General features: G+C 70.1%; 8 protein-coding genes. 4 read left to right on the top strand and 4 right to left on the bottom strand.

Features of this window, described 5'->3' with window-relative positions:
* Positions 1-87 precede the first annotated feature (87 nt).
* On the bottom strand, positions 88-1,269 hold the full coding sequence (locus ACFV6H_RS07515) for a DUF3103 family protein (RefSeq protein WP_385539508.1): 1,182 nt from the start codon (positions 1,267-1,269) through the stop codon (positions 88-90).
* Positions 1,270-1,697: 428 nt separating this feature from the next.
* Here ACFV6H_RS07515 and ACFV6H_RS07510 point away from each other — a divergent pair, with 428 nt between their 5' ends.
* Complete coding sequence (locus ACFV6H_RS07510) at positions 1,698-3,953, top strand: glycosyl hydrolase (RefSeq protein WP_385539506.1); 2,256 nt, start codon at positions 1,698-1,700, stop codon at positions 3,951-3,953.
* A 101-nt stretch (positions 3,954-4,054) separates the two neighbouring features.
* Here the strand turns inward: ACFV6H_RS07510 and ACFV6H_RS07505 are convergent, their stop codons facing one another.
* A complete protein-coding gene (locus ACFV6H_RS07505) occupies positions 4,055-5,095 on the bottom strand; it encodes a LacI family DNA-binding transcriptional regulator (protein WP_385539504.1) in 1,041 nt (346 codons plus the stop codon).
* Positions 5,096-5,493: 398 nt separating this feature from the next.
* Here ACFV6H_RS07505 and ACFV6H_RS07500 point away from each other — a divergent pair, with 398 nt between their 5' ends.
* Positions 5,494-7,500, top strand: coding sequence for a Xaa-Pro dipeptidyl-peptidase (locus ACFV6H_RS07500; protein ID WP_385539502.1), 2,007 nt, complete (start codon positions 5,494-5,496; stop codon positions 7,498-7,500).
* Positions 7,497-8,801, top strand: coding sequence for a M14 family metallocarboxypeptidase (locus ACFV6H_RS07495; protein WP_385539500.1), 1,305 nt, complete (start codon positions 7,497-7,499; stop codon positions 8,799-8,801). The genes ACFV6H_RS07500 and ACFV6H_RS07495 overlap by 4 nt, the downstream gene beginning before the upstream one ends.
* A gap of 7 nt (positions 8,802-8,808) precedes the next feature.
* Here the strand turns inward: ACFV6H_RS07495 and ACFV6H_RS07490 are convergent, their stop codons facing one another.
* Complete coding sequence (locus ACFV6H_RS07490) at positions 8,809-9,771, bottom strand: FAD-dependent oxidoreductase (RefSeq protein ID WP_385539498.1); 963 nt, start codon at positions 9,769-9,771, stop codon at positions 8,809-8,811.
* A gap of 96 nt (positions 9,772-9,867) precedes the next feature.
* Here ACFV6H_RS07490 and ACFV6H_RS07485 point away from each other — a divergent pair, with 96 nt between their 5' ends.
* Positions 9,868-11,505 carry an ABC-F family ATP-binding cassette domain-containing protein gene (locus tag ACFV6H_RS07485; protein WP_385539496.1) on the top strand — a complete coding sequence of 546 codons (1,638 nt, stop codon included), beginning with the start codon at positions 9,868-9,870 and terminating at the stop codon, positions 11,503-11,505.
* A gap of 448 nt (positions 11,506-11,953) precedes the next feature.
* On the opposite strand, the gene ACFV6H_RS07480 is transcribed toward ACFV6H_RS07485, so the two are convergent.
* Positions 11,954-14,362: a Tex family protein gene (locus ACFV6H_RS07480; protein ID WP_385539494.1), complete on the bottom strand. Its 2,409-nt coding sequence runs from the start codon at positions 14,360-14,362 to the stop codon at positions 11,954-11,956.
* Between the last annotated feature and the right edge of the window lie 122 nt (positions 14,363-14,484).

The raw sequence follows: 14,484 nt of genomic DNA, 5'->3' as shown, positions 1-14,484 counted from the left end.
GTATACGCGAGGCGACAAGGTGCGTGAGCGACGTGAGTGACAAGAGCCCCGTCCGGCCAGGGAACGGCCGGACGGGGCTCTCGGGTGTCAGAACTGTTCGACGAAGTACGGGCTGATCGTCATCCAGCCGTTGCCCCGGGCGCCGTTGAGGCGGCCGGAGGAGTTCTGGCCCAGGGTGTACCAGGAGTCCACGTAGTCGGGATCGTTGGTCCACCAGGACGTCGGGATGGCGTCGAGGATGGCGTTGACCAGGGGGATATAGGCGCCCTGGTCGGTGATGGTGAGCAGGATGTCCGCGATGGCCTTGGCGAGGGCCTGGTAGTTGGTGTCGCCGTCGTCCTCCATCATCACGACATCGGCGAGGTTGTACTTGTAGGACGACCAGTTGACGAGGATCTGGTTCGGGTAGTAGGTGGTGCCGTCGTTGTCCAGATACGGCATGGTCACCGTGTCGACACGGACCTTGCCGTCGAATCCGAAGCCGCTGACGATCGAGAAGATCTCGGCGTCGCCCGAGATCCAGGGCTCCTCGTCGTTGGACAGATGGACGGCGTCGACTCGGGAGGTCCAGAAGCCGGCCGCGGCGGCGCGGTTCCGTGAGCCCTCGGTGGTTTCGGCGGTGGCCTTGGAGGCCTCGGTGACCTCGGCGGAGGACAGACCGTGCTTGGCGAGTTCCTTGTCCACGACGCCCAGGCCCGCGGCCATGGCCTTGGTGACGTCGATGTCGACGACGTAGACGGGCCGGTCCGGCGTCGTCCGCGCGTCCAGCGTGTGCGCCCGGCCACGGCTGTCGTACGCGGTGATCGTCTCGGCGTTGTCATCGGTGCCGGCGGCGGCGACCAGCGGGACCGTACCCGCCGTCAGCGCGCCACGCATGGGGTCGGCGGCCAGCCGCAGCCGCAGCAGTGAACCGGTGTCGGCGCCCAGCCCCTTGGCGGCGGCGATGCGCTGGTCGCCCTTGGCGACCGTGGACTTGAGAGCCTGTCCGGCCTTCGCCGTGGCCCGGCCGGTCAGCGCGCTCAGATCGACCTGGTCCGAGGCGAGGGCCGCCGAGCGTATCTGCGCCCGCCATCTCTGGTCGCCGAGCGAGGCGGCGACGGCACGGGCGGTCTGGTCCTCGACCTGTCCGACCGCCGAGACCGGCGCGGCGTCGGACGGACTCGGCTGCGAGGCTCCCGCGATCGGGGACGCCACGCCCTGGAGGGCGGCGACGGTGACGGCGGTGAGAGCGAGAGCGGTGGCATGGCGGCGTGTGAAACGCGTGCTCAAGGGTTCCTCCTGGAGGCGTGCCGCGTCCGCCTGCGGCGGGGCGGCGGTTGGGGGGAAGCGTTCAGGACGGAGCCGGATCTATGCGGGTAGATTCCGCTGGGAAAAGCATGTCCGTAGCATGCCAATAACGCAAGGACTCCCCGCCTCCTGCGTTGTGACGGCGGATCACTTGGCTCATGGCGGCGGATCGCTTGGCTTCGGGGGTACCTACGCGAGAGCCGTTCATGAGCGCTCTCACGAGTTGGCGGGGGAGCGTGGCCCGGAGTGCTGTGCTTCGTCAAGACTCGAACGCATAACGGCTGCCGATCACCCGTGAACTGCCGTCCGTGTCAGATGTATTGACACTTCTGTTTCAGGAGTTTTACGTTTCATTACATCTGAGAGCGCTCTCGGACGCCCTTTCCCCCCATGTCTTCGAGGTGCCGTCCATGTCCGTCTCCCGTGCCAGACCCGTCTCCGCGCTGGTCCTGGTCACCGCCCTGGCCGCCGTCGGCCTGGGTCCCGCCGCCGGTCCGGCGATGGCCGCCAACGTCCCCGTGGGTGCGGGGAGTTACTCGGACACCCGGCCCGCCGGTACAGCGGGCCCCACGACCAACACCGGCACGCCGGTCACTCCCAAGGTGACCGACGCCGCCAGGAACAGGCCCGTGCCCACGAACGACTGGTGGTCCTCGCTGGCCTTCCAGCGGTACGGCGACAATCCGTACTCCACGCCGATGTACGGCCATCCGCTCACCTATCAGGCGACCGCGGGCGGTCTCCAGGTCGGCTATCCGACCGCTCCGACGGTCAGCGGCGACGGCCGTCAGTACGAGTACGCGCACAAGGCCGATCTCACGCTGGGACTGACCGGGCTCAACTCGCCCGACACCAAGGCCGACAGCTGGTCGGACTGGACCGTCACGCCGTACTGGTCGGACGGCGCCCGCACCCTGCGGACCACCATCGGCCACGGTCTGCCCTTCGTCTACGCCAAGGGCACCGGCGGCGACGCGCGTGTCACCACCGCCGCCGCGCCCCAGGTCTTCGCCGACCAGGGCAATGTCCTCGGCATCACCGTCGCGGGACACCACTACGCCCTGTTCGCGCCGACCGGCAGCGACTGGACCGTAGCGGGATCCACGCTCACGGCCGGGCTCGGCGGCCGTGACTACTTCTCCCTCGCGGTCCTGCCCTCCACGGACGCGCTGGCCGCCTACCGGAAGTACGCGTACAGCTTCGTCACCGGCTCGAAGGTGAGCTGGAGCGCCGCCGGCGGCACGGTCAGGGCGACCTACAGCCTCACCACCGCGCCGCAGGAGGGCACCGAGACCGGTACGCTCCAGGCCCTCTACCGCCACCAGTGGCTCCACACGACCGACGCGCTCACGCCGTACACCTATGTCTCGTCACGCGGCACGATGAAGGTCCGCGAGGGCACGTCCTTCACCACCAGCCAGCAGTCGGCCGGAGTGCTGCCCGCGCTGCCGAGGTCCGGCGGCGTCGACCAGGCGCGGCTCCGGGGCTATCTGAACGAGGTGGCGAACGCGGCCGATCCGTTCTCCGGCGCGGTCGACACCTACTGGACCGGCAAGGCGCTGGGCAAGCTCGCCCAACTGGTGCCCATGGCCGACCAGATCGGTGAGACCGCCACTCGCGACAAGCTGGTCGGACTGCTCAAGGGCCGGCTGGAACAGTGGTTCACGGCGGGCGGCGCCAATGAGTTCTCGTACGACAGGAACTGGAAGACGCTGACCGGCTATCCCGCGTCCTACGGCAGTGACACGGAGCTCAACGACCACCACTTCCACTACAGTTACTACGTCTATGCGGCGGCGATCGTCGCCCAGTACGACCAGGCGTGGGCCGCCGACTCCGCTTGGGGCGGCATGGTGAAGACGCTCGTACGCGACGCGGCCAACCCCAGCCGCGATGACACCGCATTCCCTTTCCTGCGCGGCTTCGACATATACGCGGGACACAGCTGGGCCTCGGGACACCAGGGCTTCGCCGCGGGCAACAACCAGGAGTCGTCGTCCGAGTCCACCAACCTCAGCGCCGCACTGATCCTGTGGGGCTCCGCGACCGGTAACGCCCAACTGCACGACCTGGGCAGCTACTTGCTGACCACCGAGTCCGAGGCGATCGGCCAGTACTGGTTCGACGCCGACCAGGAGGTCTTCCCGTCCTCCTTCGGGCATGACACGGTCGGCATGGTGTGGGGCAGCGGCGGCGCGTACTCCACCTGGTGGACCGCCAATCCGGAGGAGATCCACGGCATCAACGCCCTTCCGCTGACCGGTGGTTCACTCCATCTCAGCCGTGAGAAGGACGCGATCAGGCGCAATCTCGCGGAGATGGTGCGGGAGAACGGCGGTCCGGCCGTCGAATGGCGGGACATCCTCTGGGAGTTCGAGGCCCTCGCCGATCCGGCGGCGGCCAAGGCCAAGTGGGACGCGGGCAACGCGGGCTACACACCCGAGGCTGGCGAGTCCAGGGCCCATACGTACCACTGGATCACCACACTGGACGCGCTGGGCGCTCCCGACGCGACGGTCACCGGCTCGATCCCGACCTCCGCCGTCTTCACCAAGGGCGGAGTACGGACGTACGCGGCGCACAACTTCGAGCCGGTGGCGCGCACGGTCACCTTCTCGGACGGTAAGACGCTCACCGTACCGGCGCGCTCGACAGCGACCGGATAGCGGACCTCTCTCGACAGCGGGACCTCTCCCGCGGCACGCGTACGACCCGCGAGCGCGGCCAACCCGCGAGGCACGGCCCACGACGGACGGCGGGTCCCGGCTCAGGCCGAGGCCCGCCGTACCAGTGTGGTCGGAGTGATCACCGAAGCCGGCGCCGAGGCGCCCTCGCGGTCCCGGTCCAGACCGCGCAGCAGCAGCCGCGCCATCAGCCGGCCCTGTCCCTCTATGTCCTGCCGGACGGTGGTCAGCGGCGGATCGGTGGCCTCCGCGACCGAGTCCATGTCGTCGAAACCGACCAGTGCCACATCGTCGGGCACCGCGCGGCCATGCTCCTTGAGCACCCGCAGCGCGCCCGAGGCCATCAGATCGTTGGCGGCGAACACCGCGTCCAGATCGGGGTTCCGCTCCAGCAGCTCCGCCATCGCGCGCGCTCCGCTCTCCGCCGTGAACGCGCCCTCGGCGATCAGCCCGGGATCCGCGTCCAGCAGCACATCGTGATAGCCGTCCAGCCGGTCGGTGGCCGAGGTCTGGTCGCGCGGGCCCGCGATATGCGCGATCCGCCGCCGGCCGAGGTCCCGCAGATACTGGACGGCCGCCCGGGCGCCGCCGCGGTTGTCGGCGTCCACATACGGCACGGCCTGACGGTCCTGGGCCGCAGTCCAGCTCGGCCGGCCTCCGTAGACCGTCGGCATCCCGGCCCGCCGGGTGATCTCGGGGATCGGATCGTCGGTGTGCAGCGAGAAGGCGAGCGCGCCGTCGACATGGCCGCCTGCCAGATAGCGGGCGATCCGGTCGTAGTCACCGGGACCTTCGAGCAGGAGCAGCACCAACTGGGTGTCGTGCGCGGTCAGTTCCTTGCTGATACCGCGGATCTGCTGGGAGAAGAACGGATCGGAGAAGATCCGGATCTCCGGCTCCGCGATGATCACGGCGACCGCGCCGGTGCGCCGGGTGACCAGGGTGCGGGCCGCGTGGTTCGGTACGTATCCCAGCTCGTCGACCGCCCGGCGCACCTTGTCGACCAGCGGCTGCCGGACGCCCGCACCGCCGTTGACGACCCGCGAGGCCGTGGCCCGGGAGACGCCGGCGCGCGCGGCGACAGCTTCCAGAGTGGGACGGAACCCAGGGGACGGCTCGGGCAAGGCGTGCGCTCCTCGTCGGGGACGGATACGGCTGACGGTGCCGGTACGGGCGTACAGGACCTGATGGCCGCCGGTACGGCCCGGACGGGACCGATACGGCGGTACCGTACGGCAGCGCCGCATACGGGGGCGAGACGGGCTGCCGGACAGCTACAGCCTAACCGCTGCGGGCGCTTGGATGAGAGCGCTTCCAAGGCGTCCCATCAGCGATGTCCCGGCAGACCTGTCCGCTCGGAGGGCATGCCCACGGTCCCTGATGCCGTACGCCCGCCGTGCGACTCCCGCGCGGCCGGCGCCCTGTACATGTATACGGTCGGCATGCCCAGCCGCGCCCATGTCCCTTCGGCCCGTCGACTGCCCTCTTTTGCACGGGAGTTGACCGGGGTACCTTCCGCCCCATGGAGATCCGTGCGCGGGGAGCCCGCTGGTCATACAGAACCTTGGTCGCGGCGGCCTCCGCCGCTCTCCTCGGGGTGCTGCTCACTCCGACAGGGGCACTGGGCGCACAGCCCGCCGCAGGGCCGGGCGGACCGCAGGTGAAGGAGAGCCGGCCCGTCTACTCGTACGACGACGCGATCCGGGAGTCCATCTGGGTGGACACCGGGATCGACGGTGACGAGGACGGCAAGAACGACCGGGTCGCCGTCGATGTCATCCGGCCGAGCGAGCCCGCCGAGCGGGGCCGCAAGGTTCCCGTGATCATGGACGCGAGCCCGTACTACTCCTGCTGCGGACGCGGCAACGAGAGCCAGCGCAAGACCTATGACGCGGACGGCAGGCCGGTCGGCTTCCCGCTGTACTACGACAACTACTTCGTACCGCGCGGCTATGCCTTCGTCGCCGTCGATCTCACGGGCACCAGCCGCTCCGACGGCTGTGTCGATGTCGGCGGACGCTCCGACATCCAGTCGGCCAAGGCCGTGGTCGACTGGCTGAACGGCCGCGCCCGCGGCTACGGCAGCCGCACCGGCACCGAGCGCGTACGGGCCGACTGGACCACCGGCGCCACCGGCATGATCGGCAAGAGCTACGACGGCACGATCGCCAACGGAGTCGCCGCCACCGGCGTCGAGGGACTGGAGACCATCGTCCCGATCAGCGCGATCTCCTCCTGGTACGACTACTACTTCCAGCAGGGCGCTCCTCTCTACGACTCCGGACCCGAGTGGCTCTCCGACTATGTCGAGAGCCCCGAGGCCCGGGCCCGCTGCCAGGCGGTGCAGCAACGGCTGATCGACGAGGCACCGCGCACCGGCGACTGGACCGGGCTGTGGAACGAGCGCGACTATGTGCGCAACGCACACAAGGTCCGGGCCAGTGTTTTCGCCATCCATGGCGCACAGGACCTCAATGTGCGCGCCAAACACCTCGGCCAATGGTGGGACGCGCTCGCCGACGCGGGCGTGGAGCGCAAGATCTGGCTCTCCCAGACCGGCCATGTCGATCCGTTCGACTTCCGCCGCGCCACCTGGGTCACCACGCTGCACCGCTGGTTCGACCACTATCTCCTCGGCTACGAGAACGGCATCGACCGCGAGCCCATGGCGGACGTCGAGCGCGCTCCCGACCAGTGGTCCACCGACCGCGTCTGGCCGCCGCGTACCACCGCGACCACCGCCCTGCGTCCCGGCGCGGGCGCCGTCGCCGGAGTCGGCACCCTGGGCCGTACGCCCGCGAGGCCCGGCACCACCGAGACCTTCACCGACGATCCGCGGCAGAGCGAGAGCGACTGGGCCGCCGAGATCGATCTGCCGACCGCGGCCAAGTCCGGCTTCATCACCCGGCCGCTCAGCCGTGAGCTGCGGCTGTCCGGCTCCGGTACGGTCACCGTCACCGCCACACCGTCCACCTCGACGGCCCATCTCTCGGCGGTCCTTGTCGACCTCGGGCCCGACACCATCCGGGACTACGCCGCATCGGGCGAAGGCATCACCACACTGACCGAACGCACCTGCTGGGGCCCGAGCACCACCGGCGACAGCTCCTGCTACCGGGAGACCATGGCCAGGACCGCTGATGTCGACCACACCGTCTTCAGCCGCGGCTGGGCCGATCTCGGCACCTACGCCTCGGCCGGCCACGGCCGCCCGCTCACGCCCGGCAAGCCGTACACCCTCACCATCGAGCTCGCCGCGACCGACCATGTCGTCCCGGCCGGACACCGGCTCGCCCTGATCATCGCCGGTACCGACCAGGGCCTCATCGACCCGCCGTCCACCACTCCCACTCTCACCCTCGATCTGGCCAGGACCTCCGCCGGACTGCCGCTCGTCGGCGGCGCGGCGGCCTTCGCCCGCGCCACCACCGGCGCCGTCCCGCCGCACAGCGCACCCCGTGAGTCCCGTCACCACGGCGTGGCCGAGCCGCGCCGGATTCCGCCGATCCCGGGAGACAGCAGCCGATGACCCGACCACGCGCCACAACTCCTCGTATACGAGGGCTCGTTCTGGCGATCACCGCCACCGCCCTCGTCACCTCGCTGGCCGCCGTCCCCGCCCAGGCCACCACCACCTCGCCCGCGCCGCCGCGTACCGGATTCGAGACGAACGGTGGCGCCGACTGGACCAGCCAGCCACAGGAGCAGGAGTTCCTGACCACCGTCGACCGGGGGAGCGAGCGTGCCACGCTCAGCACCATCGGTACGACCGAACAGGGCCGTCCGCTCCAGCTCGTCCGGATCGGCGCCCGGCACGCGGCCACCACCGTGCTGCTCGTGTGCAGCCAGCACGGTGACGAACCGTCGGGCCGCGAGGCGTGTCTGACCACGGTCCGCGATCTCGCCTACACCAAGGACCGCGACACCCTGCGCTTCCTGGCCCGTACGAGCGTGCTCGTCGTCCCCACCGCCAACCCGGACGGCCGGGCCGCCGACACCCGGGGCAACTCCGACGGCGTCGACATCAACCGCGACCACATCGCGCTCAAGACGGCCGAGGGCCGCGCCTTTGCCGCCCTCATCCGTGACCAGCGCCCGGATGTCATCTACGACCTGCACGAGTACGGCGCCACTCCGCCGTACTACGACAAGGACCTGTTCGATCTCTGGCCGCGCAACCTCAACACCGCGACCGGCGTCCACGACGAGTCGAAAGCGCTCTCGGAGCGCTATGTACGGCCCGCCGCGCGCGCGGCCGGCCACACCATCGGCACCTACGGGATCTGGACCGATCCGGTGACCGACGAGCCCATCCGGCAGACCGCCGGTGACGGCCAGGAGCGCATCCTGCGCAACGCGGCCGGTGTCAAACACTCGCTCGGCCTGCTCATCGAGAGCCGGGTCAACGCGCTGACCGACGCCGAGAAGGCCGATCCCGCGCTGAACCACCGGCGCCGGGTGGCCAGCCAACTCGACTCGTTGAAAGGGCTGTTCACCTTCACCGACGAGCGCAGAGGAGCGATCGTGAGCGCCACGGCCACCGCGAGGCTGGCCGGACTGAAGGACCGCGGCCCGGTCTATCTCGGCGGCGCCGACAACGAACCGGCGGCGCCCGAGCAGATCATCCAGAACCCGCCGTGCGGCTACCGTCTCGACGCGGCACAGTACGCCGACGTCAAGGACGAACTGGCCCTCCACGGAGTGCTGTCACTGCCGCTCGGCAAGGGCGCCTTCGTACCGCTCCGCCAGTCGCAGCGGAATCTGGTCCCGCTGCTCCTGGACGAACGCGCCACCTACCACCTGACCGCAGCGACGCCCGCCGACTGCTGATCACGAGTCAGTCCAGCGCCAGCCGGGCCGCGTCCTGCGCGCAGCCCCAGGCCACGGTGACGCCCGCGCCGCCGTGTCCGTAGTTGTGCACCAGCCGCGCGCCTCCGGGCAGTGTCACGGCCTCCAGCCGGACCCGGGGGCGCGCGGGCCGTAGTCCCACCCGGTGCTCCAGCACCCGCGCCCCGGCCAGCGCGGGACGGATCCGGGCGCAGCGCACGACGATCGCCTCGGCCTCGGCCGGATCGGGACGCAGATCCCAGGAGTGCTCCGTCGCCGTGCCGCCGAGCAGCACTCCGTACGGCTGAGGCATCACATAGGTCATGGCGGCGGAGCCGGGAACGGACGCCACGAACCACTCGTCGATGCCCGGATTCTCCACGACCACCACCTGCCCGCGCACCGGATACAGCGACGCGTCCGCCACCAGCATCCGGGCACCGATCCCGGTGCAGTCCACCACCACGGGCGCCAGCTCCGCCGGCTCCTCGAAGCCCGTCACCGAACGCCGCTCCACCGTGCCGCCCGCCGCCCGCAGCCGCTCCTTCAGATACCGCAGATGGACGGGCATGTCGATCAGCGGAACGGCGGCCCGCAGCGCCTGGCCGAAGCCGGCCGGCAACTCGTCCGCACGGGCCTCACGCAGTCCGGGGACCCGCGCGGCCCAGCTTCCCAGGCCCTCCATCGGGATGTCCGCCATCAGTCCCGGCACGATACGCACGCCGGTCTCGTCCGGCCGCAGCGCGAGCTGTTCGTACTGGCTCAGCGACGTCTCCAGCCAGGTGCCGACCTCGGCCGCGGGCTCGATGCGATAGGGCCAGAACAGGGCTCCCGCCACCGCCGATGTGGTGCGTCCCAGCGGATCACGCGTCCACAGCCCGACTCGTTGTCCGCTCTCCGCGAGCACCACCGCCGTCGTCAGACCGATGACTCCGCCGCCGACCACTATCACATCGCTCTTGCCGCCGTTCATGTCCGGACCGTAGCGGAATCCGGTGGACGGACAAGTCTCTCCTGCACGATCCTTTTCGCCGGGGAGGCCCAGCACCTCGTTAGGATCTACGGTCTGATGACTGCCACGCTCGTAGCCAAGGATCTCGCCGCAGGACACGGCGACCGCTCGCTCTTCTCCGGGCTCGACCTCGTTGTCGCACCCGGCGATGTGATCGGACTCGTGGGTGCCAACGGCGCCGGAAAATCCACTCTGCTCCGGCTGCTCGCCGGACTCGACACGCCCGAGGACGGCGCGATCAGACTCTCGCCGCCCACCGCCGCCGTCGGCCATCTCCCTCAGGAGCCCGAGCGGCGCGAGGGCGAGACCGTACGGGCCTTTCTGGGCCGCCGTACCGGAGTCACCGCCGCGCAGACCGCGCTGGACGAGGCCACCCAGGCGCTTGTCGACGGCGCTCCCGGCGCCGACGACGCCTATGCCATCGGGCTGGAGCGCTGGCTGAGCCTCGGCGGCGCGGACCTGGACGAACGGGCCGAGGAGACCGCCGCCTCGCTCGGCCTCACCGTCGGACTCGACCAGCCCATGACCACGCTCTCCGGCGGCCAAGCGGCCCGCGCGAGTCTCGCCTCGCTGCTGCTCTCGCGGTACGACGTCTTCCTGCTGGACGAGCCGACCAACGACCTCGATCTCGACGGCCTCGAACGACTGGAGAGGTTCGTGACCGGTCTGCGCGCCGGCACGGTCGTCGTGAGCCACGACCGTGAGTTCCTCGTACGCACCGTGACCAAGGTCCTGGAACTCGACCTGGCCCAGCAGAAGATCACGCTCTTCGGCGGCGGCTACGAGGCCTATCTGGAGGAGCGGGAGACCGCGCGGCGCCACGCCCGTGAGGAGTTCGAGGAGTTCGCGGAGAAGAAGGCGTCCCTGGAGACACGGGCACACACCCAGCGCGCCTGGATGGAGAAGGGCGTCAGGAACGCCCGGCGCAAGGCGACCGACAACGACAAGATCGGCCGTAAGCTCCGCGCCGAGTCCAGCGAGCAGCAGGCGGCCAAGGTACGCCAGACACAGCGGCTGATTGAACGCCTCGACGCGGTCGAGGAGCCGCGCAAGGAGTGGGAACTGCGGATGGAGATCGCCTCCGCGGACCGCTCCGGCGCGGTCGTCGCGGTGCTGCGCGCGGCCGAGGTCAAGCGCGGCGACTTCCAGTTCGGCCCGGTCACGCTCCAGATCGACCGGGCCGACCGCGTCGCCATCACCGGACCCAACGGCTCGGGCAAGTCCACTCTGCTGGCCGCCCTGCTGGGCCGCCTCCCACTGGACGCGGGCCACGCGTCACTCGGCTCGGGTGTGGTCGTGGGCGAGGTCGACCAGGCACGCGCCCTCTTCCACGGCCCGGAGACCCTGCTGGACGCGTTCCGCCCGGCCGTCCCCGACACCGAACCGGTCGAGATCCGCACCCTGCTCGCCAAATTCGGCCTGAAGTCGGACCATCTCCTGCGCCCGGCGACCACCCTCTCCCCGGGCGAACGGACCCGCGCCGCACTCGCGCTCCTCCAGGGCCGAGGCGTCAACCTCCTCGTCCTGGACGAGCCGACGAACCATCTCGACCTGCCGGCGATCGAACAACTCGAATCCGCGCTGGACTCCTACGACGGCACCCTGCTCCTGGTCACCCACGACCGCCGCATGCTGAACGCGATCCACACAACCCGCCGCCTGGACGTGGCGGCGGGCCAAGTAACCGAGACCTGACCGTTTTGTCCTCAATCGCCGGACGGGCTGGTTTTTCCGGCCTGCGGCCGGGCGCGCCACGGGGCTGGCCCCACCGTCCGGAAACCCGGCACCGGGGCTGCCGGTTCCGTCCTCAAACGCCGGACGGGCTGGATTTTGCCCCACCGTCTGGGAACCCGCACCGGGGTTGGCCGTTCCGTCCTCAAACGCCGGACGGGCTTGGTGGGTGCCCGGCACCGGGCGGGAAGCCGGGGGCCGGGCGGGAGGGGGTCGGGGTCGTAGGAGGTGCGTGTCCGGACACTAAAGCGTGATTTGTGCCGCACACGAAACCCGCACCAGACAACCGGTCCGCACGCGGCGTAAATCATGCCGTCCGGACATGTACCTCCGGAGTGCCCCGGCACCCGCACCCACCACCGGCCCCCGCGCCGCAGGCGCGTAAAGCCCCCGCCGCACGGCGGCCCCGCCGTTAGGCGCGCCCGCCCCCCTTCGGATCCGTCAACCCCGCCCGCCGCAACGCATCCGCCATCGCACTGTTCGCCGGAGGCGGTGGCGGCGGCGCCGACGCCTGGCGACCGCCGCCCCGGCCGCCGCCACCGCCCGCACCCCGCCGCTGCTGCGGCGGCCGTCCACCACCCGAGCCACCAGACCCACCCGACCGGTCGCGCTCCGGCTTCGCGCCCACCTCGTCGTCCAGCCGCAGCGTCAGGGAGATCCGCTTACGCGGAACGTCGACCTCCATGACCTTCACCTTCACCACATCGCCCGGCTTCACGACCTCCCGGGGATCCTTCACAAAGTTCCTCGACATGGCGGAGACATGGACCAGCCCGTCCTGATGCACGCCGATGTCCACGAACGCGCCGAACGCCGCGACATTCGTCACGACTCCCTCCAGCACCATCCCGGAGGCCAGATCTCCGATCTTCTCCACGCCGTCCTTGAACGTCGCGGTCTTGAAGGCCGGACGCGGGTCCCGGCCCGGCTTCTCCAGCTCACGCAGGATGTCCGTCACGGTCGGCAGCCCGAAGGACTCGTTCACGAAGTCGGCCGGCTTCAGCGAGCGCAGCACCGACGCGTTCCCGATGAGGGACGCGACCTCGCTGCCGGTCGTCTTCACCATGGACCGCACCACCGGATACGCCTCCGGGTGGACGCTCGACGCGTCCAGCGGGTCGTCACCGTCACGGATACGGAGGAAGCCCGCGCACTGTTCGTACGCCTTCGGGCCGAGCCGCGGCACATCCTTGAGCGCCCGCCGCGACCGGAACGGCCCATGGGCGTCACGATGGGCGACGATGTTCTCGGCGAGTCCCGTCCCGATGCCCGACACCCGTGAGAGCAGCGGCGTCGACGCGGTGTTCACATCGACACCCACGCCGTTCACACAGTCCTCGACGACCGCGTCCAGCGAGCGGGAGAGCTTCACCTCGGACAGATCGTGCTGATACTGGCCGACGCCGATCGACTTGGGATCGATCTTCACCAGCTCCGCGAGCGGATCCTGAAGCCGGCGCGCGATGGACACGGCGCCGCGGATCGACACATCGAGACCGGGCAGCTCCTGCGAGGCGAACGCCGAGGCCGAGTACACCGAGGCGCCTGCCTCGGACACCATGACCTTGGTGAGCTTCAGCTCCGGATGCTTCGCGCACAGCTCGCCGGCGAGCTTGTCGGTCTCCCGGGACGCCGTGCCATTGCCGATGGCGATCAGATCGACCGAGTGCGCCTTGGCCAGCCGTGCCAGTGTCGCGAGCGACTCGTCCCACCGGTTGGCGGGCACATGCGGATAGATCGTGTCGGTGGCGACGACCTTGCCCGTCGCGTCGACCACGGCCACCTTCACGCCCGTACGGAACCCGGGATCGAGCCCGAGCGTCGTGCGGGTGCCGGCCGGCGCGGCCAGCAGCAGATCGCGCAGATTCGCGGCGAACACCCGCACCGCCTCGTCCTCGGCGGCCGTCCGCAGCCGCAGCCGCAGATCCATCCCGAGATGCACCAGAATCCGGGTGCGCCACGCCCACCGCACCGTGTCCGCCAGCCACTTGTCACCGGGCCTGCCGCGGTCGGCGACCTCGAAGCGCCGCGCGATCATGTTCTCGTACATCGTCGGGCCCGGCAGCTCCGAGGACTCGGACGGATCCTCCGGCTCCAGCACCAGATCGAGGACATCCTCCTTCTCGCCGCGGAACATGGCCAGCACCCGGTGCGAGGGCAGCTCCGGGAACGGCTCGGCGAAGTCGAAGTAGTCGGCGAACTTGGCGCCCGGTCCCTCCTTGCTGTCGTCCTTGCCCTCCCGGACCTTCGAGACCAGCCGGCCCCGTGTCCACATCCGCTCCCGCAGCTCGCCGATGAGATCGGCGTCCTCGGAGAACCGCTCGGTGAGGATGGAGCGCGCGCCGTCCAGCGCGGCGGCGGGATCCGCCACACCCTTGTCCGCGTCCACGAACGCCGCGGCGGCTGCCAGCGGCTCCACCGACGGATCCTTCAACAGGCCCTCGGCGAGCGGTTCGAGGCCCGCCTCCCGGGCGATCTGCGCCTTCGTACGCCGCTTCGGCTTGAACGGCAGATAGATGTCCTCAAGGCGCGCCTTGGTGTCGGCGGCCCTGATCTGCGCCTCCAGCGCCTCGTCCAGCTTGCCCTGCTCGCGTACGGAGTCCAGGATCGCGCTCCGCCGCTCCTCCAGCTCCCGCAGATAGCGCAGCCGCTCCTCAAGGGTGCGCAGCTGCGCGTCGTCGAGCATCTCGGTCGCTTCCTTGCGGTAGCGCGCGATGAACGGCACGGTCGATCCGCCGTCGAGCAGCTCGACGGCCGCCTTCACCTGCCGCTCCCGTACGCCGAGTTCCCCGGCGATCCTGCCTTCGATGGACGTCGTCACGATCACGCTCCGCTGTTCTGTGGTCCGGCGACTGCATTGTGGCAGGTGGCAGTGACATCGGCGGGCACGACCGGCTCAGCTCCCGCCGATGAGATCCGCGAAAAACGCACCCGCCGCCGGCG

The sequence above is a fragment of the Streptomyces sp. NPDC059743 genome, assembly GCF_042732975.1.
Classification (GTDB): Bacteria; Actinomycetota; Actinomycetes; order Streptomycetales; family Streptomycetaceae; genus Streptomyces.
The sequence above is the reverse complement of the archived record's forward strand: the minus strand, read 5'-3'. Positions and strand labels throughout refer to the sequence as shown.